The sequence below is a fragment of the Micromonospora sp. U56 genome (assembly GCF_018070095.1).
Taxonomy (GTDB): Bacteria; Actinomycetota; Actinomycetes; order Mycobacteriales; family Micromonosporaceae; genus Micromonospora; species Micromonospora purpureochromogenes.
Map to the genome: position 1 here is coordinate 21,979 of NZ_JAGPYL010000015.1, position 19,563 is coordinate 41,541.

Annotated in this window: 17 protein-coding genes, 2 pseudogenes and 1 riboswitch; of the genes and pseudogenes, 8 read left to right on the forward strand and 11 right to left on the reverse strand. The window is 73.9% G+C overall.

The annotated features are described in order from the left end of the window. Window positions 1-44: 44 nt before the first annotated feature. The 4 genes from KBX37_RS08245 to KBX37_RS08260 all read left to right on the forward strand — a co-directional run bounded on the left by KBX37_RS08245 (window position 45) and on the right by KBX37_RS08260 (window position 3,892). On the forward strand, window positions 45-776 hold the full coding sequence (locus KBX37_RS08245) for a histidine phosphatase family protein (RefSeq protein ID WP_210775317.1): 732 nt from the start codon (window positions 45-47) through the stop codon (window positions 774-776). Continuing rightward, entirely contained in the window at window positions 760-1,629 is an 870-nt protein-coding gene (locus KBX37_RS08250) for an NAD(P)H-hydrate dehydratase (protein ID WP_210775318.1), read from the forward strand. The genes KBX37_RS08245 and KBX37_RS08250 overlap by 17 nt, the downstream gene beginning before the upstream one ends. 145 nt (window positions 1,630-1,774) lie before the next feature. After that, on the forward strand, window positions 1,775-3,274 hold the full coding sequence (locus tag KBX37_RS08255) for a S8 family serine peptidase (RefSeq protein WP_210775319.1): 1,500 nt from the start codon (window positions 1,775-1,777) through the stop codon (window positions 3,272-3,274). Between the two features lie 117 nt (window positions 3,275-3,391). Beyond that, complete coding sequence (locus KBX37_RS08260) at window positions 3,392-3,892, forward strand: hemerythrin domain-containing protein (RefSeq protein WP_210775320.1); 501 nt, start codon at window positions 3,392-3,394, stop codon at window positions 3,890-3,892. A 48-nt stretch (window positions 3,893-3,940) separates the two neighbouring features. On the opposite strand, the gene KBX37_RS08265 is transcribed toward KBX37_RS08260, so the two are convergent. Next, a complete protein-coding gene (locus KBX37_RS08265) occupies window positions 3,941-4,810 on the reverse strand; it encodes a metallophosphoesterase (protein ID WP_210775321.1) in 870 nt (289 codons plus the stop codon). Between the two features lie 56 nt (window positions 4,811-4,866). Further along, entirely contained in the window at window positions 4,867-5,484 is a 618-nt protein-coding gene (locus tag KBX37_RS08270) for an SDR family oxidoreductase (RefSeq protein WP_210775322.1), read from the reverse strand. A gap of 135 nt (window positions 5,485-5,619) precedes the next feature. Continuing rightward, window positions 5,620-5,709: riboswitch (ZMP/ZTP riboswitch) on the forward strand. A gap of 18 nt (window positions 5,710-5,727) precedes the next feature. On the opposite strand from KBX37_RS08270, the pseudogene KBX37_RS08275 reads away from it, so the two are divergent. Continuing rightward, a pseudogene (locus KBX37_RS08275) lies at window positions 5,728-7,158 on the forward strand (glycine hydroxymethyltransferase); the annotation flags it as partial. A 179-nt stretch (window positions 7,159-7,337) separates the two neighbouring features. On the opposite strand, the gene araB reads toward KBX37_RS08275, so the two are convergent. The 7 genes from araB to KBX37_RS08310 form a co-directional block, all read right to left on the reverse strand. Then, window positions 7,338-8,990, reverse strand: coding sequence for a ribulokinase (gene araB, locus KBX37_RS08280; RefSeq protein WP_210775323.1), 1,653 nt, complete (start codon window positions 8,988-8,990; stop codon window positions 7,338-7,340). Between the two features lie 68 nt (window positions 8,991-9,058). Then, window positions 9,059-9,319, reverse strand: a complete 261-nt coding sequence (locus KBX37_RS08285) for a hypothetical protein (protein ID WP_210775324.1) — start codon at window positions 9,317-9,319, stop codon at window positions 9,059-9,061. 61 nt (window positions 9,320-9,380) lie between these two features. Beyond that, entirely contained in the window at window positions 9,381-10,700 is a 1,320-nt protein-coding gene (locus KBX37_RS08290; protein WP_307848997.1) for a PLP-dependent aminotransferase family protein, read from the reverse strand. 3 nt (window positions 10,701-10,703) lie between these two features. After that, on the reverse strand, window positions 10,704-11,852 hold the full coding sequence (locus KBX37_RS08295; RefSeq protein ID WP_210775325.1) for an alpha-hydroxy acid oxidase: 1,149 nt from the start codon (window positions 11,850-11,852) through the stop codon (window positions 10,704-10,706). Then, window positions 11,845-12,792, reverse strand: coding sequence for an alpha/beta hydrolase (locus KBX37_RS08300; RefSeq protein WP_210775326.1), 948 nt, complete (start codon window positions 12,790-12,792; stop codon window positions 11,845-11,847). The genes KBX37_RS08295 and KBX37_RS08300 overlap by 8 nt, the downstream gene beginning before the upstream one ends. Before the next feature lie 8 nt (window positions 12,793-12,800). Continuing rightward, a complete protein-coding gene (locus KBX37_RS08305; protein ID WP_210775327.1) occupies window positions 12,801-14,018 on the reverse strand; it encodes a cytochrome P450 in 1,218 nt (405 codons plus the stop codon). 62 nt (window positions 14,019-14,080) lie between these two features. Then, window positions 14,081-15,364 (reverse strand): SGNH/GDSL hydrolase family protein, encoded by a 1,284-nt coding sequence (locus KBX37_RS08310; protein WP_210775364.1) that lies wholly within the window; start codon window positions 15,362-15,364, stop codon window positions 14,081-14,083. A gap of 359 nt (window positions 15,365-15,723) precedes the next feature. On the opposite strand from KBX37_RS08310, the gene KBX37_RS08315 reads away from it, so the two are divergent. Together KBX37_RS08315 and KBX37_RS08320 are read left to right on the forward strand one after the other, a co-directional pair. Then, window positions 15,724-17,283, forward strand: a complete 1,560-nt coding sequence (locus KBX37_RS08315; RefSeq protein WP_210775328.1) for a class I adenylate-forming enzyme family protein — start codon at window positions 15,724-15,726, stop codon at window positions 17,281-17,283. Further along, window positions 17,280-18,554 carry an MFS transporter gene (locus tag KBX37_RS08320; protein ID WP_210775329.1) on the forward strand — a complete coding sequence of 425 codons (1,275 nt, stop codon included), beginning with the start codon at window positions 17,280-17,282 and terminating at the stop codon, window positions 18,552-18,554. The genes KBX37_RS08315 and KBX37_RS08320 overlap by 4 nt, the downstream gene beginning before the upstream one ends. Before the next feature lie 348 nt (window positions 18,555-18,902). Here KBX37_RS08320 and KBX37_RS08325 read toward each other — a convergent pair whose 3' ends face one another. Together KBX37_RS08325 and KBX37_RS08330 are read right to left on the reverse strand one after the other, a co-directional pair. Then, complete coding sequence (locus KBX37_RS08325) at window positions 18,903-19,070, reverse strand: hypothetical protein (protein WP_210775368.1); 168 nt, start codon at window positions 19,068-19,070, stop codon at window positions 18,903-18,905. Window positions 19,071-19,187: 117 nt separating this feature from the next. Beyond that, a complete protein-coding gene (locus KBX37_RS08330) occupies window positions 19,188-19,370 on the reverse strand; it encodes a hypothetical protein (RefSeq protein ID WP_210775369.1) in 183 nt (60 codons plus the stop codon). Between KBX37_RS08330 and KBX37_RS35910 the strand changes: the two are divergent. After that, window positions 19,297-19,548, forward strand: a pseudogene (locus KBX37_RS35910) (SpvB/TcaC N-terminal domain-containing protein); the annotation flags it as partial. The gene KBX37_RS08330 and the pseudogene KBX37_RS35910 overlap by 74 nt on opposite strands. Window positions 19,549-19,563: the final 15 nt, after the last annotated feature.

Genomic DNA, 19,563 nt, shown 5'->3' on the forward strand with positions numbered 1-19,563 from the left:
GCCGGAACGGTTACCGGGCGGCCCGCTCGGGTACGGGTGGCCGCATGGCGGAACTGGCAGCCCTCTGGATCGTGCGGCACGGCGAGAGCACGGCGAACGTCGCCGCGACGGCCGCGGAGACGTCCGGCGCCGAGCTGATCGACCTGACCCACCGGGACGCCGACGTGCCGCTGTCGGACACCGGCGAGGAGCAGGCCCGGGCCACCGCCCGCTGGCTCGCCGGCCTGCCGGCCGAACGCCGGCCCGACGTGGCGGTGGTCTCGCCGTACCTGCGGGCGGTGCGCACGGCCGAGCTGGCGCTGGCCGGCACCGGCATCCCGGCCAGTCGGGACGAGCGGCTTCGCGACCGGGAACTGGGCATCCTCGACGGCCTGACCGGGCACGGCGTGCAGCGCCGCTTCCCCGAGGAGGCCGCCCGCCGCCGCCGGCTCGGCAAGTTCTACTACCGCCCACCGGGCGGCGAGTCCTGGACCGACCTGGCGCTGCGGCTGCGGGCGCTCCTGGGCGACCTGCGTCGCGACCACGAGGGACAGCGGGTGCTGCTGTTCGGCCACGACGCGCTGGTCTTCATGCTCCGCTACCTCGTGGACGGGCTGACCGAGGCGGAGCTGATGGCGCTCACCCGGGAGCACGTGATCGCCAACTGCTCGGTGACCGGCTGGTCGGCCGACCCCGGGGGCCGCCTCGTCCTGGACACCTTCAACGACGTGACGCACCTGCGCCGGCAGGGCGCCCGACCGACCAGGGAGGACGAGGTCCATGCCGAACCGGTCTGAGACGCGGGTGATCACCCCGGCGCTGCTGCGCGACTGGGCGCTGCCGGTGCCCACCGGCGGCAAGGAGCACCGGGGCATCGTGCTGGTGGTCGGGGGTTCCCGCTTCACCCCCGGCGCGGTGCTGCTGGCCGGCGTGGCCGCGCTGCGCGCCGGCGCCGGAGTGCTCCAGCTGGCCGCCGCCGAGTCGACCGCCGCCGCGCTGAGCATCCAGGTGCCGGAGGCGCTGGTGATCGGCCTGCCCGAGACCGGGGACGGGGCGGTCGCCGGCGATCCGGGCGACCGACTCCGGGAGCTGGTCGGGCAGGCCGACGTGGTGGCGGTCGGTCCCGGCCTCAACGACATCGACGAGACCCGGGAGCTGCTGCGCCTGGTGCTGGACGCCGCCGCGCCGGAGACGCCGCTGGTGCTGGACGCGTACGCGCTCGGCGCGCTCAGCCACCAGCCGGACCTGCTGGTCGGCGCGGGCCGGCCGGTGGTGCTCACCCCCAACGTGACCGAGGCGCGGCATCTGCTGGGCCGCGAGCCCGGCCACGACCTGGACGCCGAGGCGCGCGAGCTGGCCCGCCGGTACGACGCGGTGGTCTCGCTCTACGGCCACATCGCCACCCCGGCCGGCGAGTGCTGGCGGGAGGAGAGCGGCGACGCGGGCCTGGGCACCTCGGGCAGCGGCGACGTCCGCTCCGGGCTGCTGGCCGGGCTGCTGTCCCGGGGGGCGACGCCGGCGCAGGGCGCCTGCTGGGCCGCCTGGGCGCACGCGGTCAGCGGCCAGCGGCTGGTCCCCCGGTTCGGGCGGATCGGTTTCCTCGCCCGGGAGCTGCTGGACGAGATCCCGCACACCCTGGCCACCGTATGACGGTCAGCGACCGACCGAACGGATGTGTGTAACGACACACCCCGCTCCTACGCTGTTGGTTCGGAAGCGGGCACCCCGCCCCCTTCCCGCCGGCCGCCCCCCACCAGGGAGCGCACCCGGCTGGAGACAGCCCCTGGGAGTCTGTGTGAAGAACCTCCGTCGCAAGACACTGGCTGCCGCGTCCGCCGTTACCCTCGGTGTCGGCCTCGCCGTCACCGGCGGCCTGGCCCCGGCGGCGGCCACCGGGCCGGACACCACGTTCCTGATCCTGGCCCCGCAGGGGGCCACGACCGACAAGGCGGCGGCCCGCGTGGCTTCCGCCAACGGCACCGTGGTGGCCACGTACGACCAGATCGGCGTGCTCGTCGTCCGCTCGACCAACCCCGACTTCGTCACCGACGTGGCGGGCGCGGGCGTCGAGTCGGTGGCGTCCACCGCCGGCCTGGGCACCGCTCTCGAAGAGAGCGAGACCGTGGAGGTTTCCACGGCCGAGGCGGCGAGCAGCACCGCCGACCCGACCATGGAGCCCCTCTTCGGTCAGCAGTGGGACATGCCTATGATCGACGTCCCGCAGGCCCACGCCGTCAACGCCGGCAGCGCCGACGTGGTGGTGGGCGTGCTGGACAGCGGCATCTCCAGCAGCCACCCCGACCTGGCCACCCAGATCGCCAAGGACAAGAGCGCGTCCTGCATCGGCGGTGTCGCGGACACCAACGAGGCGGCCTGGAACCCGACCACCTCCGACCACGGCACACACGTGGCCGGCACCATCGCCGCCGCCGTCAACGGCGTCGGGGTGACCGGTGTGGCGCCGGGCGTCAAGGTGGCCGCCGTCAAGGTGGTCAACGACGACCTGTTCATCTACCCGGAGGCCGCGCTCTGTGGCTTCATCTGGGCCGCCGAGCACGGCATGCAGCTGACCAACAACAGCTACTTCATCGACCCGTGGGAGCTGAACTGCCGCAACGACGCACGCCAGCGTCCGGTGTGGCAGGCGGTCCAGCGGGCCATCCGTTACTCGTCGAGCAAGGGCGTGCTCAACGTGGCGTCCGCGGGTAACTCGAACTTCGACCTCGCGCACAAGATCACCGACATCCACAGCCCGAACAACGAGCCGGAGCCGGAGATCCGCGAGGACCTCACCAACGCCTGCCTCGACCTGCCGGCCGAGGCGCCGGGCGTGGTGACCGTCTCGGCGGTCGGCCCGACCGGGGCGAAGAGCTACTACTCCTCGTACGGCCAGGGCGTGGTGGACGTGACGGCCCCGGGTGGCGACACCCGGTACCGGACGCAGGGTACGGCGCGCACGTTGAGCGACGGCATCCTGTCGACCACCTGGTCGAAGGACTCGAACGGCGTCGTCACCAACGGTTGGGGCTTCAAGCAGGGCACCTCGATGTCCGGTCCGCACGCGACCGGCGTCGCCGCCCTGGCCGCCTCGGCGCACCCGGGCATCACCCCGGGCCAGCTGGCGGCGTTCCTGGAGGGCACCGCCGAGGCGAAGTCCTGTCCGGAGGGCGTCTACAACCCGGTGCCGTTGATCGACCCGACCGACCCGAACCTGTACGACGCGACCTGCTCCGGCGGCGCGCGTAACTCGTTCTACGGCGCCGGCATGGTCAACGCGTACAACGCGGTGAAGTAGCAGCAGCACGGCACGACCAGTGGTGGGGCCCGGCGGAACACGCCGGGCCCCATCCGTTTTCGCAGCTCACCCTCGGGGTACCGGGGCAGACGTCAGCCGAGACAAGGAGGTCTGCCGGTGTCCACCGATGCCATCGTCCTGCTCAAAGAGGACCACAAGGAGATGCGCCGACTCTTCAAGGAGTTCCAGAAGGCCGAGGAGGGCCCGGCCAGCAAGCGCCAGCAGCTGGTGAACCAGATCCTCGAAGCCCTGACGGTGCACACCTACCTGGAGAACGAGGTGATGTACCCGGAGGTCCGCAAGCTCCTGCCCGACCTCGAGAACGACATCCTCGAGTCGTACGAGGAGCACCACGTCGCCGACCTGCTCTGCGCGGAGCTGGCCGCGATGGACGCCTCCGACGAGCGCTTCGTCGCCAAGACCACGGTGCTGATCGAGAACGTCGAGCACCACGTCGAGGAGGAGGAGCAGGAGTGGTTCCCGAAGGTGCGCGAGGCCCTCGGCCGCAACCAGCTCCAGGAGATCGGTGAGCGGATGATCGCGATGCGCAAGGACGCGCCGCGTACCCCCACCGCCCCCAAGGCGATCAAGAAGGCCGTCCACGCGGTGACCGCCTGAGCGCTTCCCCCGCACGGGGCCCGGCCGTCGGCCGGGCCCCGGCGCGCGTCACCAGGCGGTCGGCGGCACGCCGTCCGGCGCCGGCAGGATCTGCCGCACCCGCCCCGGGGGTACGCCCCGGCGCCGCCACTCCCGGGGGTAACCCACCGAGACCTCCTCGAAGCGGACCCCGTCGTGCCACGTGGTCCGGGGGATGTGCAGGTGCCCGTAGACCACGGCGGTGGCGCCGAAGCGGCGGTGCCAGTCGGCGGTGGCCTCGGTGCCGCACCACTGGGCGAAGATCGGGTAGCGCAGCACCCGGGTCGACTCGCGCACCAGCGGCCAGTGGTTGACCAGCACGGTCGGCAGGGCCGGATCACGCTCGGCGAGGCGGCGGGCGGTCTCGGCCACCCGGGCCGCGCACCACTCGTGGCGGCTCGGGTACGGGTCGGGGTGTAGCAGGAACTCGTCGGTGCAGACGATTCCCGTCCGGTACGCCTCGGCCAGGGCCGCCTCGCGGGTGTCGAAGCCCGCCGGCCGCCAGCTGTAGTCGTAGAGCAGGAACAGCGGCGCCACCAGCACCGGCCCGCCGGGCCCCCGCCACACCGGGTACGGGTCCTCCGGGGTGAGCACGCCCAGCTCCCGGCACCGTCGCACCAGGTGCTGGTAGCGCGCCACGCCCCGCAGGGTGACCGGGTCGCCCTGCGGGGTCCACAGCTCGTGGTTGCCGGGCGCCCACACCACCGTGTCGAACCGCTCGGCCAGCAGACCCAGCGCCCACTCGACGTCGGCGGCGGTGTCGCCCACGTCCCCGGCGACGATCAGCCAGTCCCGGGGCGAGGACGGACGCAACGCCTCGACCAGCGCCCGGTTCTCCGCGTACCCGACGTGCAGGTCGCTGATGGCGACCAGGCTGCCGCCGGCGTCCTCGGATGGCATCCGCCGATCGTACGCAGAGCGCGCCGCGGGCGTGGGGGCCGCGCGGCGGCGGCGGGTCAGTCGGCCGAGCCCGGCTCGGCCATCTTCCGGTGCTGCTCGGACTTGAGCCGGTCCGGGGTGAACCGGGCCGCGGCCGTCTGCACGTTGTTCTTCAGCGAGCCGGCGACGACCTTCTCCTCCCCCTTCATCATCGCCTCGAAGCCCTGCGCGGCGACCGTGGCCGGGTCGTCCTTGCTGCCGGCGCCGACCCGGGTGTCCGTCATGTCGGCGCGTTCGAAGAACTTCGTGTCGGTCGGGCCGGGCATCAGCGAGGTGACGTTCACGTCGATGATGTTCAACTCGTCGTGCAGGTCGGTGTCGCCCACGAACGCCCCGCCGGCGCCGCGCCCGGCGTTGACCGCGACCGCCAGGGCGTCGATCGGCCGCCCGGTCGCGTCGACCGCCTCGGCCAGCGCCACCACCCCGTCGAAGGTGGCCAGGTCCACCCGGACCGGCCGGACCTGGGCGCGTCCGTCGCGGCGCAGGTGCTCCGCCGCCTCCTCGATGCCCGGGTCCTCGGCGGCGATCACCACGTCGTACCCGTGGACGACGAACTGGCCGGCCAGCTCGTACCCGATGCCGCTGGAGGCCCCGGTGACCACGGCCAGCGGCCGTCCGGTGGTCGGTGCGCTCATCTGCCTGTCTCCTCTCGTCCGCGGACCGCGCGTGCCGTCGCGGCCCCACCCGGTGCTGTGCCCACCACCGGCCCGCCCAACCACCGGCGTCCCGGCGAGGTCGGGCGGGCCCCGCCGGGGCGACCCGGTAGGATCGGCGCGGGCCGTGACTGGCGCGTGGGGATGGAGCACCATCGGGAAGCGGTCCCGTCATGAGGACGCACGCCGAGCGCCTGGGCCTTCCGCACGTCTGTAGGAGGTCGCATGTCGCTGAACGCCGAATCCACCGCATTCCGCAGCGCGCTCGAGGTGATCCGCGCCGTCGAGCCCCGGGTGGCCGACGCCATCGGCGCCGAGCTGGCCGACCAGCGCGAGTCGCTCAAGCTCATCGCCAGCGAGAACTACGCCTCCCCGGCCACCCTGCTGGCCATGGGCAACTGGTTCAGCGACAAGTACGCCGAGGGCACCGTCGGCCGCCGCTTCTACGCCGGCTGCCAGAACGTGGACACGGTCGAGGCGCTCGCCGCCGAGCACGCGCGGGAGCTGTTCGGCGCCGCGCACGCGTACGTGCAGCCGCACTCCGGCATCGACGCCAACCTGGTGGCGTTCTGGGCGATCCTGGCCGACCGGGTGGAGTCCCCGGCGTTGAAGAAGGCCCAGGTACGCCAGGTCAACGACCTCACCGAGGCGGACTGGTTCGCGCTGCGCCGGGAGCTGGGCAACCAGCGGATGCTCGGCATGTCGCTGGACGCCGGCGGCCACCTCACCCACGGCTTCCGGCCGAACATCTCCGGCAAGATGTTCGACCAGCGCAGCTACGGCACCGACCCGACCACCGGTCTGATCGACTACGACCGGGTGGCCGCGGCGGCCCGGGAGTTCAAGCCGCTGATCCTGGTGGCCGGCTACTCGGCGTACCCGCGGAAGGTGAACTTCCGGATCATGCGGGAGATCGCCGACTCGGTCGGCGCCACCTTCATGGTCGACATGGCGCACTTCGCCGGCCTGGTCGCGGGCAAGGTCTTCACCGGCGACTTCGACCCGGTGCCGCACGCGCACATCGTCACCACCACCACCCACAAGTCGCTGCGCGGCCCGCGCGGCGGCATGGTGCTCTGCGGTCCGGAGCTGGCCGACCAGGTGGACCGGGGCTGCCCGATGGTGCTCGGCGGTCCGCTGCCGCACGTGATGGCGGCCAAGGCCGTCGCCCTGGCCGAGGCCCGCCGCCCCGACTTCGCCGACTACGCCCAGCGCATCGTCGACAACGCCCAGGCGCTCGCCGAGGGCCTGGTGCGCCGGGGTACGAAGCTGGTCACCGGCGGCACCGACAATCACCTGGTGCTGCTCGACGTCTCCGGCTACGGGCTGACCGGCCGGCAGGCCGAGCAGGCGCTGCTGGACTCGGGCATCGTCACCAACCGCAACGCGGTCCCGCAGGACCCGAACGGCGCCTGGTACACCTCGGGCATCCGGATCGGCACCCCGGCGCTGACCACCCGGGGCCTCGGCGTCGCCGAGATGGACGCCACCGCCGAGCTGATCCACACCGTGCTCAGCCAGACGCAGGCCGGCAGCAACCCCGACGGCACCCCGTCGAAGGCCAAGTACGTCCTCGACCCGGCGCTGGCCGACAAGATCAGCAAGCAGGCCACCGAGCTGCTCACCGCCTTCCCCCTCTACCCCGCCGTCCCCCTGCCCTGCCCCCCCCCCCCCCCCCGACGCCCGCCCCGGCCCCGCCCGGGGGGGCGTCGCCGTCCCTCCCCCTCCCCCGCGCCCCCGGTGATCAAGAAGTTTCGGTCACGGGAATGCGCTCTCCCCGACGCAAACCTCTTGATCACCGAGGTCGCCGCGGGGTGGGCGGCGGGCCGGGCGGGTCAGTCGCGCAGGGCGCGGTTGCGGAGGGCGCGGAGGCGGTGCAGGACGTCGGTGCCGCCCCGGCCGAAGTGGTCGTGCAGGGCCCGGTACTCGGCGTACAGCTCGTCGTAGGCGGCGGCGCGGGCCGGGTCCGGGTGGAACGTCTCGCGGTGCGGCGCACCCATCGCCTCCGACGCGGTCGGCACGTCCGGGTACGCCCCGCCGGCCACCGCCGCGTGGATGGCCGCGCCCAGCGCCGCCGGCTGCGCCGCGTCCAGCACGTGCAGCGGCCGGCCGAGCACGTCGGCGTAGATCCGCAGCAGCAGCCGGTTGGCGGTGAGGCCACCGGCGGCGGTCAGCTCGCGCACCGGCACCCCGGCGGCGGTGAATGCCTCGACCACGGTCCGCGCCCCGAACGCGGTCGCCTCCAGCAGCGCCCGCCAGATCTCCTCCGGCCGGGTGGCCAGGGTCAGCCCGACCAGCACCCCGCTCAGCTCGTGGTCCATCAGCACCGAGCGGTTGCCGCTGTGCCAGTCCAGCGCGAGCAGCCCGTGCCCGCCGACCGGCTGCTCGGCGGCGAGCGAGTCCAGCAGCTCGTACGGGCTGACGCCGCGCCGCCGCGCCTGGTCGGCGTACGACGCGGGCAGCGCCCGGTCGACGTACCAGGCGAAGATGTCGCCCACCCCGCTCTGCCCGGCCTCGTACCCCCAACTGCCGGCGCTCACCCCGCCGTCGACCACCCCGCACACGCCGGGCACCTCGTGGCAGTCGTCCGCGTTCATGATCAGGCAGGTGGAGGTGCCCAGCACCGCGAGCATCCGCCCGGGCGCGACGCAGCGGGCGGCCGCCGCGGTGACGTGCGCGTCGATGGTGCCGACCGCCACCGGCGTTCCCTCCGGCAGGCCGGTCCAGCCGGCCGCCTCGACGGTGAGCGTCCCCGCCCGGGCGCCCAGCGCGGCCAGCGGCCCGTCGACCTTGGCCAGCAGCCCGGGCAGCGCCGGGTGCAGCGCGGCGAGGAACTCCGGGGACGGCTCGCGGCCGTCCTGGCGCAGCCCCTTGAAGCCGGCGGCGGAGACGTTGCGGGTTTCCCGCCCGCAGAGCCGCCACACGATCCAGTCGGCGGCCTCGATCCAGCGCTCCGCGGCGTCGAAGACCTCCGGGTCGGCCTCCAGCAGCTCCAGCGCCTTGGCCAGCTGCCACTCGGCCGAGACCCGGCCGCCGTAGCGGCCCAGCCAGGTCTCGCCGCGCTCCCGGGCGACGGCGTTGATCCGGTCGGCCTGGGACTGGGCGGCGTGGTGCTTCCACAGCTTGGGCCAGGCGTGCGGCCGGTCCCGCAGCCCGGGCAGCGTGCAGAGCGGGGTGCCGTCGGCGAGCGTCGGCAGCACGGTGCAGGAGGTGGCGTCCACGCCGATGCCGACCACGTCGCACGGGTCGACCCCGGCGGCGGCCAGCGCGGCGGGCACCGCGATCCGCAGCACCGCCAGGTGGTCGGTCGGGTCCTGCAGGGCCCAGTCCGGGGGCAGCGGCGGGCCGTCGGGCAGCCGGTCGGTGAGCACTCCGTGCCGGTACGGGTGTACCGCGCTGCCCAGCTCGGCGCCGCCGTCGACGGCGACCACCACCGCCCGGCCGGACAGTGTGCCGAAGTCCACGCCGACGGCGTACCGCTGCCGCACCCCTCGCCCTCCCGTCCCCGCCGGCGGACCCTCCCGCGCCGGAAGGTCACGCTAGCAACCGCGCGGAATCAGGCGATCGGACGCTTCAGGTGGTAGCGGTGCACCTCGGTGCTGCCCTGCACGTTGTTCACGTCCTCGACGGCGGAGACCAGCTCCCAGCCGTCCCGGCCGGCGCGGTTGAGGTGCGCGATCGCGGTGTCGCCGTACGCCGTGATGTCGGTGCGCGACCCGTCCGGGCCGTACCAGACGAACGAGACGTGGAAATTGCGTCCCTGCCCCTGGTAGCGACGGACCAGCAGGGCGTACTCCCAAGCGACCATGGCGTCCATTATGGCCGTTCGGTGGGGAGCCGACGGCCACCGGGGGTGGCGGATCGGCGACGGTGCGGTGTCATCCGGCGGGCAGCGGCGCGCGGTCGAGCTCGTCGGCGACCAGCGCGGCGAGCCGGTCCAGGCCGAGGTCGATCTGGTCCGGGGAGACCGCGCTGACCGACAGGCGCAGCGCATTGACCGGCGCGCCGTCGTCGTAGAAGTGCGCCATCGGGGTCCACAGCACGCCGTAGCGCTCCGCCGAGCGGCGCAGCAGCGCGTCGTCGACCGGGAACGGCACGGTGACCACCGCGAAGAACCCGCCGGCCGGCGCGTTCCAGCGCACCGGCGAGGGGGCCGGGAACCGTCGGGCCAGGCCGGCGAGCAGGTGACGCAGGTTGCGGCCGTACGCCGCCCGTGGGCGCACGTTGGCGGTGACCAGCGAGCAGTCGTGTTCCAGCAGCGCCCCGCCGATGATCGCCTGGGCCAGCGGCGAGGTGTTCACGGTGACCATGCTCTTGATCTTGGCGAGCTGGTCGGCGAGGAGCCCGACGGCACCGTCGCGGCCGGCGACCCGCTGGTCGGCGACCACGTACCCGACCCGCGCGCCGGGCAGCACCGTCTTGGCGAACGAGCCGAGGTAGACCACCCGACGCCGGGTGTCCAGTGCCTTGAGGGTGGGCAGCCGGCCCTGCTCGCCGGCCGGGAAGAGGCCGTACGGGTTGTCCTCGATCAGCAGCAGCTCCTCCTCGGCGGCCAGGTCGAGCAGGCGCCGCCGATCCGCCAGGCTGACGCTGGCGCCGGAGGGGTTGGCGAAGTCCGGCATCACGTAGCAGGCCCGGGGCCGCAGTCCCTCGGCGCGGGCCCGGCGCACCTGGTCGCGCAGGTCGGTCAGGTCCACCCCGGCCGGGCCGCCGGCCACCGGCCGCACCGGCAGGTCCAGCAGGCGGGCCGCGCCGGTCAGCCCGACGTACGTCGGGGCCACCGCGAGCAGCACGTCCCGGGGTCCGGCGCGCAGCGCGCGCAGCACCAGGAACATCGCCTCCTGGCAGCCCACCGTGACGACGACCGCCTCGGGGTCGACGTGGACGCCCTCGTCGACGGCGAGGTTGCGGGCGACGAGCTGATGGACGACGCCCTTGGTCCGGCCGTACTGGAACAAGGTGCGCCGCGCCTGCTCGGGGCGCTGCCCGAGATCCTCGACGAGGTGCCGGCGGAACCGGTCCAGCCAGCGGCCCGGCGCGTCGTCGTCGAAGAACTCCTCGCACGGGCGGCCGGCGGCCAGCGACACCGCGTCCGGCCAGTGCTGGGCCACCTCGTTGAGGAAGTTCATCGAGGTCAACGCCGGGTCGTCGACGGCCGGGTGCAACGAGGCGAGGTCCAGGTCCACTGGCTCGTCCACGGCTCAACCTCCGGTCAGGGTACGCAGGTCGCGCGCCGCCGCCGGGTCGGCGCAGCCGGTGAGGGTGAGCGCGTCGCGCAGTTCGGTGGCGAGCAACGCCAGCGCCGTCTCCGCGCCGGCCCGCCCGCCGGCCGCCAGGGCCCAGAGCATCGGCCGGCCCAGCAGCACCCCGGTCGCGCCGAGGGCGAGCGCGCGCAGCACGTCGGTGCCGCTGCGTACGCCGCTGTCGAGCAGCACCTCGGCGCGGCCGTCGACGGCGGCGACCACCTCGGGCAGCACGGTGGCGGTGGCGGGGGCGCCGTCGAGCTGCCGGCCGCCGTGGTTGGAGACCACCACGGCGTCCGCGCCGACCTGCACCGCCCGCACCGCGTCGCGCGGGTCGAGGAGGCCCTTGACCAGCAGGGGCAGCGGAGTACGGTCCCGCAGCCAGTCGAGGTCGGCCCAGGTCAGCGCGGGGGCGAAGACCGCGCCGGTGTGCGCGGCGATCGCCGACACCCCGGGCGTGCCGGTGTGGGCGAGGTCGTCCCGGCCGCCGGGCAGGTTCGCCGCGGTGACGTCCGGCGGCAGCGCGAAGCCGTTGCGCACGTCGCGCCGCCGCCGGCCGAGCACCGGCACGTCGACGGTCACCATCAGCGCGGCGCAGCCTGCGGTGTGGGCCCGGTCCAGCAGGTCGGCGACCAGCCCCCGGTCGCGCAGCCAGTACAGCTGGAACCAGATTGGCCCGTCCCCGGCGGCGGTCACCTCCTCGATGGTGGTGCTGCTCAGCGTGCTGAGCGCGTAGGGCACCCCGGCCGCGCCGGCGGCCGCCGCCAGCGCCGACTCGCCGTCGGGGTGCAGCAGCCGCTGGTACGCCATCGGCGCGACCGCCACCGGCATCGCCTGCTCCCGGCCCAGCAGCATCGCCGCCGTGCGGGGATCGTCCACCCCGGTGAGCATCCGGGGCAGCACGGCGACCCGGTCGAGGGCGGCCCGGTTGGCGGCGAGGGTGGTCTCGGCGCCGCTGCCGCCGTCGACGTAGTCCCAGACTCCCGGCGGCACCGCCGCCCGGGCCAGCTCGGCGAAGTCCCCCAGGCAGACCGGCGGCCGGTCGTCGGTGCGGCCGGCCGGGGCGGGCCGGGGCGCCGGCAGGTCGGAGCGCACCGGGTCAGCCATCGGCCGGCCCGGCCAGCGCGAAGCGGTCCCGCAGGAACGCGGCGGCCTCGTCCTGCGCGCGCCGGCCGGCGTCGAAGACGCCGGGCATCGCGAAGAACCCGTGGATCATCCCGGGATACCGGCTGAGCGTGACCGGCACGCCCGCCTCGCGCAGCCGCTCGGCGTACCGCTCCCCCTCCTCGCGCAACGGGTCGTACTCGGCGGTGACGACCAGGGCCGGCGGAAGGCCGGCGAGGTCGGCGGCGAGCAGCGGGGAGGCTTGCGGGTCCGCCGCGTCGGCCGGGTCCGGCAGATAGTGCCGCCGGTACCAGTCGACGGAGTGCCGGTTGAACAGCAGCGGGTCCTCGTCGCCGGCCGGGGCGCGGTCAGCCCGCTGGTCGGTGTTCGGATAGACCAGCAGCTGCCCGGCGAGCCGGGGGCCGGTGGCACGGGCCAGCAGGGTCACCGCCGCCGCCAGGTTCCCGCCGGCGCTGTCGCCGCCGACCACGAGGCGTTCCGGGTCCGCCCCGAACTCCTCGGCGTGCGCGGCGATCCACGCGGTCGCGGCGTGGCAGTCGTGCACCGCGGCGGGGAACGGGTGCTCGGGGGCGAGCCGGTAGCCGACCGTGACGACCTGGCCGCCGGAGGCGTTGGCCAGCCGGCGGCAGATGCCGTCGGCGGTGTCCACGCTGCCCAGCGTCCAGCCGCCGCCGAAGAAGTACAGCAGGGTGGGCAGCGGGCCGTCGCCGGCCGGCCGGTACACCCGTACCGGAAGGTCGCCGGCGGGGCCGGGAACGTGGGTGTCGCGTACCTGGTGGACCGGCTCGACGTCGCCGCCGCCGGCGCGGATCGCGGCGAGGTCGGCGGCGCGGGCCTCGGCGAGGCTCTGGGTGTAGAGCGGCGGCGTGCCGGCCGCGGCCCGCGCGGCCCGGTACGCCACGACCTGGGGGTCGAGGGGCATGTCGTCTCCTATCCGCCGGTCGAGACGAAGAGCTTGTCGATGCCACGCAGGAAGAGGCTCCCGCTGTAGGTCGGTGTCCGGGTGACCGTCAGCCGCGGGAAGCGGGCCAGCAGCCGGGGCAGGGCGAGCCGGCCCTCCAGCCGGGACACCGCGGCGCCGAGGCAGAAGTGCGGGCCGACGCCGAAGGCGAGCGAGGGCGGCCCGTCCCGGCGCGAGTCGAACCGGTCGGGGTCGGGGAAGCGGGCCGGGTCGCGGTTGGCGCCGGCGATCATCAGCAGGACGTTCTCGTCCCGCCGGACCGGTACGCCGCCGAGTTCGGTGTCGCGGGGCGCGGCCCGGGCCAGGAAGTGCACCGGGCTCTCCAGCCGCAGCACCTCGTCCACGCACCCCCGGGCGAGCGCGTCGTCGCCGGGCAGCGCCGCGACCACGTCGGGATGCGCGAGCAGCAGCGGCAGGCCGTTGCTGAACATGTAGACGGTGGTCACGAAGCTGGCGTTGAAGAGCACGATCAGGTTGCTGATCAGCTCCGCCTCGGTCAGCGCCACGTCGCCGGCGTCCACCGCCTCGACCAGCCCGCTGATCAGGTCCTCGCTGGGCCGCGCGCGGCGGTGCGCGATCAGGTCCCGGTAGTAGTCGCGCAGCTCCTCGGCGGCCTGGTTGGCCTGGGCGAGGCGCTGCGGGGTCTTCCCGGCCACGTCCAGGAACTCGTCGATCCAGTCGACCCGCTGCCGGTACCAGGACAGGTCGGACTCGGGCAGGCCGATGAACTCGGCCATCACCAGCGCCGGCACCGGGTACGCGAAGTCGGCCACCAAGTCGGTCTCGGTGCCGTCGGCGCCCGCCTCCGCCATCCGGTCCAGCAGCGTGTCTACGACCCGGACGATCACCGGTTCGAGGGCGCCCAGCCGGCGCGGGGTGAACGTCTTGGCGAAGACCGAGCGCATCCGGGTGTGGTCCGGCGGGTTGACGAACATCATCGAGGAGTTGAAGGTGCGCAGGATCTCCTGCTCCTGCCAGCCGGGCGGGGCCTGCTTGTACCACTCCGGGTCGCGCAGCACCTGGCTGACCAGGTCGTAACCGACGGCGACCGTAGTGATGGTGCGGTGTTCGGCGCGGGTCGGCACGGTGCTGATCGGACCGTGCCCGTGCAGGGCCGCGTACCACGGATAGGGGTGCTGCCGACCCGGCTCGCTGTAGAGGCCGGTCAGGATCTCGTCGACGTCCACGCTGCTGCTTTCTCCCCAGGATGGACGGTGGGGCGGCGGGTCACCCCGCCGCCCCACCGGTGTCACAGTCCGAGCAGTCGTAGTGGTACGGCGTGCGCCATCGCCTGGTTGCCGGCGTCGTTCGGGTGGATGTGGTCACCCGAGTCGTACGCGGGCAGCAGCCGGCCCGGCTGCGCCGGGTCGCGGAGCACCGCGTCGAAGTCGAGCACCCCGTCGAACTCGTGGGCGCCCGCGCCGCGCAGCCAACTGTTGACCGCCTGCCGGGTGGCATCCTTCTCGGGCGTCCACACCCCCGGGTTCCCGTGCCCCTCGTACGGGGTGAGGGTGGCCGCCAGGCTGCGCAGGCCGCGCGCCTTGACCTGCTGGTTGACCTGCCGCAGCGCGGCGATGATCTGCTCCGCGGAGTCGCCGGACATCCAGATGTCGTTGATGCCCAGGTGGGTGACGACGGTCTTCACCCCGGTCTGCGGGAAGACGTCCTCGTTGAGCCGGGCCAGGGCGTTCGGGCCCAGCTCGTTGTAGCCGGGGAAGCCACCGGCGCCCGGCTCGGGGCCCTCGTGGTTGAGCCGGTTGCCGGCGAGGCTGAGGTTGAGCACGCCGGGGGTGCGCACCTCGGGCCGGGCGTCGACGAGCCGGTCGGCGAGCAGGTCGGGCCAGCGCTTGTTGGCGTTGACCGTGCTGCCGTTGCCGTCGCCGATGGAGTCGCCGAGGACGACGATCGAGCCCGGGGTGTGCCGGCGCTCGACGTCCAGCCCGGAGAGGAACATCCAGCAGCAGTTGGGCCGGATGGTGAAGCCGGCGCCGTCGGCCGCGGTGGTCAGGTCGGTGGCGCCGATGAAGTTGGTGACCTTGGACTGGCCGTGGAAGGTGACCGGCCCGGTGAGCACCGGGAAGTGCAGGGTGACGACGAGGTCCTCCTGCTCCCGCACGGCGAAGTCGAGCGGGTCGCTGAGCAGCTCGGCGCCCTTGTTGATGGTGGCCGAGGTGGCTCCGCCGAAGGTCAGCTCGCGCAGGGTGGCCGCGTCGATGTCGGACCGGTCGTCGGGGGTGCCGGTGTTCGGCCGGGCGACGGTCGCGTGGCCGACCTTGACGGCCTGGTCGCCGTAGAGGTTGGTCAGTCGCACGCGCAGCCGGTCGCCGCCGACGCTGGTGTGCACGATCATCCGGATGCTCTGGTTGTTGAGGCCGGTGTTGGTCAGGCCTACGGTGTTGCCGCGGGTGACCGCCGCGGCCCAGCTGCCCGCCCACTCGGCCCGCCCGTGCCGGGCGGTGTCGGTGTCGGACGGGCCGGCGCTGGCCACCACCGCCGGGGTGGCCACGACCAGCAGGGTGGCCGCGGAAGCTATGACGTGCCATCTCTTCGGGGTCGACATGGAACCTCCATCGTTGGCAGCCCGGAGTCGGCGTCCATGATCGGCACCGCCCGGACGATGGTCCAGAAACCTAGCGGCTGGCGCTGACGGGCGTCAATCAACCCGATCGACGTGATCAAATGTCCGGCGGGAGCCGCCGGACACCGTTCGACTCTGTCCGGTCAGGACGTCCCGCCCCTAGGCTCGTAAACCGGCGGCGGTGCGGTCGCCATGCCGCGCACCCGTCGCGTCCCGGGCTCTGACCTGCCCGGATGCCATTGTCTGCCGGTCGCCGCGACGCGTCCCACCGGGCAGGTCGCGCCGGCCGCCACGCATCGACTGGGGGCTGTGCGATGACCGATCGACCGACCAGCTACGTGCACCAGGCGTTGGAGTTGTTCGCCGGTTTCGGCGACCGGGAGGCGCTGGTCGGCGACGGCCGGCGGCTCACCTACACCGAGGTCGCCGACGAGGTGCGCGGGCTGGCCGGAGCGCTCGCCGCGCACGGCGTACGGCCCGGCGCGGCGGTGCTGGTGATGCTCGGCAACGCGGTCGAGGGGCCGCTGCTCCAGCTCGCGCTGCACCTGCTGGGCTGCCGGACGATGTGGATCGCCCCGGTCACCTCGCGCCGGGAGATCGACGAGTTCGTCCGGCTGGCTCGTCCCGACGCCTTCGTACCCGACGCCCGGGCCACCGACGGCCTCGGCGCGGAGATCGCCGCCTCGCTGCCCGGGGTGCCGGTGCTGCGCCTCGGCGCGGAACTCGCCCCCGGCGCCCCGGTCGAGCTGCCCGACGCCCCACCCACGCCGGAGTCGTTCCTGCAGACCAGCGGCACCACCGGCACGCCCAAGCTGGTGCACCACCGGGAGAGCTTCTACCGGCAGATCCTCGCCCTGGCCGCCGACTTCCGCGCCGCCGGGTTCCCGCTGCTGCGGCACCTGTCGCACTCGCCGATGTGGCTGGCCAGCGGGCAGATCACCACGCTGTTCAACCTCTTCACCGGCGGCGTGCTCTTCCTGCGCCAGCAGTGGGACCCGGTGGCGTTCATCGGCACCGTGGAGCAGGAGGGGATCAACTCCACCTTCGTCACCCCGCCGATGCTCTACCAGGTGCTCGACCACCCGGCCCTGGACGGCGCCGACTTCTCCGCGATGTTCATGTTCAACGTGGGCGCCGGGCCCGCCGCGCCGGCCCGGCTGCGGCAGGCGATCGCGCGCTTCGGCCCGGTCCTGCGCATCGTGTACGGCCTCAGCGAGGCCGTCGTGATCACCGCGCTGCCCGGCCTGGCCGAGGACCCGGCCCACCCGGAGCGGCTGCGCTCCTGCGGCAAGCCGTACGGGGACGTGGCGATCGAGATCCGCGACGCCGACGGACGGGTGCTCCCCCCGGGCGCCGACGGCGAGGTGTGGGTACGCACCAACCTCAGCTTCGCCGGCTACCACGGCCAGCCGGAGCTGACCGCCGAGACGCTGGTCGACGGCTGGGTCCGGACCCGCGACATCGGCCACCTCGACGACGAGGGCTACCTCTACCTGGTCGACCGGTTGCAGGACCGGATCCTCACCCGGCAGCGCAGCTGGCCGATCTACTCCCGCCCGATCGAGGACGTCCTCGCCGGCCACCCCGAGGTACGCGCCGCCGCGGTGGTCGGCGTTCCCGACCCGGTCGCCGGCGAGCTGCCCCACGCGTACGTGGTGCGCGCGCCGCGGGCCACGGTGACCGGCGACGAGTTGATCGCGCTGGTGACCGCCGAGCTGAGCGAGACCTGGGCGCCCGGCGGGGTGGAGTTCCTCGACGCGCTGCCGCTCAACCGCTCGGCCAAGGTGGACAAGCTGGCCCTGCGGGCCCGGCACGCCGCCACGCAGCCACCGGCGCCGGAGGCCACCGGAGCGGGGATCGGCAGCCCGGCGTGAAGCCGCGGCGGGAGCTGACCGTCCTGGTCGCCGCCGACCTGATCTCCAACCTGGGCAGCCGGATCTCGGTGGTGGCGATCCCCTGGCTGGTGCTGGAGACCACCGGCAGCCCGACGAAGATGGGCCTCGTCGCGGCGGCGGAGACCTTGCCCTACATGCTCTCCAGCGCGCTGGCCACGCCCTGGGCCGACCGGTTCGGGGTGCGCCGTACCTCGATCGTCGCGGACGCCGCGAGCGCGGTGGCGATGGCCGTGGTGGCGCTGGCGCCCTGGCTGGGGTTCGGCGCGCTGGTCGCGCTGGTCGCGGTCGCCGGCGGCCTGCGCGGCATCGGCGACCGGGTCAAGCACGTGATGTTCCGTCCGGCCGCGCAGCGCGCCGGGGTGCCGCTCATCCGGCTCACCTCGGCCTACGACGGGCTGGTGCGCGGGGTGACGCTCTTCGGCGCGGTGCTCGGCGGGCTGCTCATCGCCTGGGTCGGGGTGACCCGGGCGATCTGGATCGACGCGGCGACCTTCGCGGTCTGCGCGCTGCTGATCGGCGTCCTCGTGCACCCGCCGGCACCCACCGAGCCGGCGCCCCGGGAGCGCTACCTGCGGGCGCTGCGCGGCGGCTTCCGCTACCTGCGCACCGACCGGATGCTGCTGACGATGCTGGTGGTGGTCTCCGCGCTGAACATGTTCGCCAACGCCAGCGTGGCGGTCTACATCCCGCTCTGGGTGGCCGAGGTGTTCGGCGACCCGGCCGGCTTCGGCCTGGTGCTGGGGGTCTTCTCCGGCGGCGCGCTGCTGGGCAACGTGCTCTTCACCGCCGCCGGGCCGCGGCTGCCCCGCCAGCTGACCTTCGCGGTGGGCGCGGCGGCCAGCGGTACGCCCCGGCTGCTGGCGCTCGCGCTCAGCGACGAGCTGGTGGTGGTGCTCACCGTGACGTTCCTGTCCGGGATGGCGATCGCGACGGTGAACCCGCTGCTGGGCGCGGCGCTCTACGAGCGGGTGCCGGAGGCGTTGCAGACCCGGGTGATCGGCATCTCCGGCTCGCTGGCCTTCCTGGGGCTGCCCGTCGGCGCGCTGCTGGGCGGCTGGTCGGCGGCGGCGCTCGGGCTGATCCCGGCGCTGTGGGTGATGTCGGCGGCCTGCCTGGTGCTGACGGTGGCCCCGCTGCTGGTCGGCGGGCTGCGCCCGGGGGCCCGGGAACCCCGGCCGGCGGTGCCGCGCGGAGCTGAATCCGGGGTGGACGTGCCGGCGAGGGAAGCCGCAGCGCCTCACGCTGAGTAGGCGTTACATCTACTATCCGACAGTTTAAATACTGCGATGGCCAATGTCGCCCGGCGCTGAGACCTGTCGATACTGCGTGAGCCCTCGTCCCACGTGTGCCGCCGAAGGGGTCTCGACCATGTGGCATCCTCCCCTCCCCGGGTTCCGCCTCCACGCTCTGACGAGCCGATGGACCAGGCTGCTGGCCGTCCTCGCGGTACTCGCCCTCGTCACCTCCGGACTGTCCGCCTCGGTGGCGCGCCCCAGACCGGACCGCACCAGCACCCAGTCGGCGACCACGCCCGGCCCGGCCTGCGGCGAGAGCGCCGGCACCGCGGCGATGACCAACGTCGCGGCGACCCTGCCGGACTACCAGCAGGTGGTCGCGCCCGGGATCGCCGCCACCGTCTCGTACGGCGGGGCGAAGCTGGCCATCGGGCCGAAGGCGGTCCGGCTGCCGACCGGGATCGGCGTCACCGTCCTGCCGAAGGGGCTGACCCCGAAGCTGGACAGCGGCATGACCAACGTGACGGGCAAGACGAAGGGGGGTGGCTACCGGTTCACCCCGCACCCGCAGCAGTTCGCCGCCTCGATCCAGGTCACGCTGCCGTACGACCCGGCGCTGCTCACCGAGGAGTTCACCGCGCAGGACATCTACACGTACTTCTTCGACGACGTGCAGACCTGCTGGCAGGTCCTGGAGCGGGTGTCGGTGGACGAGGTCAACCACACCGTCACCTCGCTGACCGACCACTTCACCGACATGATCAACGCGACCGTGACGGTGCCGGAGCACCCGGAGGGCGTGCAGTTCAACCCCAACCAGATCAAGGGCATCCAGGCCGCCGACCCCGGCTCCGGGATCAACCTGATCGCCCCGCCGTCGGCGAACAACCAGGGCGAGAACCACCTGGCGTACCCGATCCAGGTGCCGCCGGGCCGGCAGGGCCTGACCCCGCAGCTCGGGCTCTCCTACAGCTCCTCCTCCGGCAACGGCTGGACCGGCGTGGGCTGGGACCTCTCGGTGCCC

Coding starts and splice junctions, on each gene's coding strand:
- KBX37_RS08245 (WP_210775317.1), top strand. CDS start 45: ATGGCGGAACTGGCAGCCCTCTGGATCGTGCGGCACGGCGAGAGCACG.
- KBX37_RS08295 (WP_210775325.1), bottom strand. CDS start 11,852: ATGGCTGACCCGGTGCGCTCCGACCTGCCGGCGCCCCGGCCCGCCCCG.
- KBX37_RS08265 (WP_210775321.1), bottom strand. CDS start 4,810: ATGCCATCCGAGGACGCCGGCGGCAGCCTGGTCGCCATCAGCGACCTG.
- KBX37_RS08330 (WP_210775369.1), bottom strand. CDS start 19,370: ATGCCCTTGATCTGGTTGGGGTTGAACTGCACGCCCTCCGGGTGCTCC.
- KBX37_RS08315 (WP_210775328.1), top strand. CDS start 15,724: ATGACCGATCGACCGACCAGCTACGTGCACCAGGCGTTGGAGTTGTTC.
- KBX37_RS08300 (WP_210775326.1), bottom strand. CDS start 12,792: ATGCCCCTCGACCCCCAGGTCGTGGCGTACCGGGCCGCGCGGGCCGCG.
- KBX37_RS08270 (WP_210775322.1), bottom strand. CDS start 5,484: ATGAGCGCACCGACCACCGGACGGCCGCTGGCCGTGGTCACCGGGGCC.
- KBX37_RS08250 (WP_210775318.1), top strand. CDS start 760: ATGCCGAACCGGTCTGAGACGCGGGTGATCACCCCGGCGCTGCTGCGC.
- KBX37_RS08285 (WP_210775324.1), bottom strand. CDS start 9,319: ATGGACGCCATGGTCGCTTGGGAGTACGCCCTGCTGGTCCGTCGCTAC.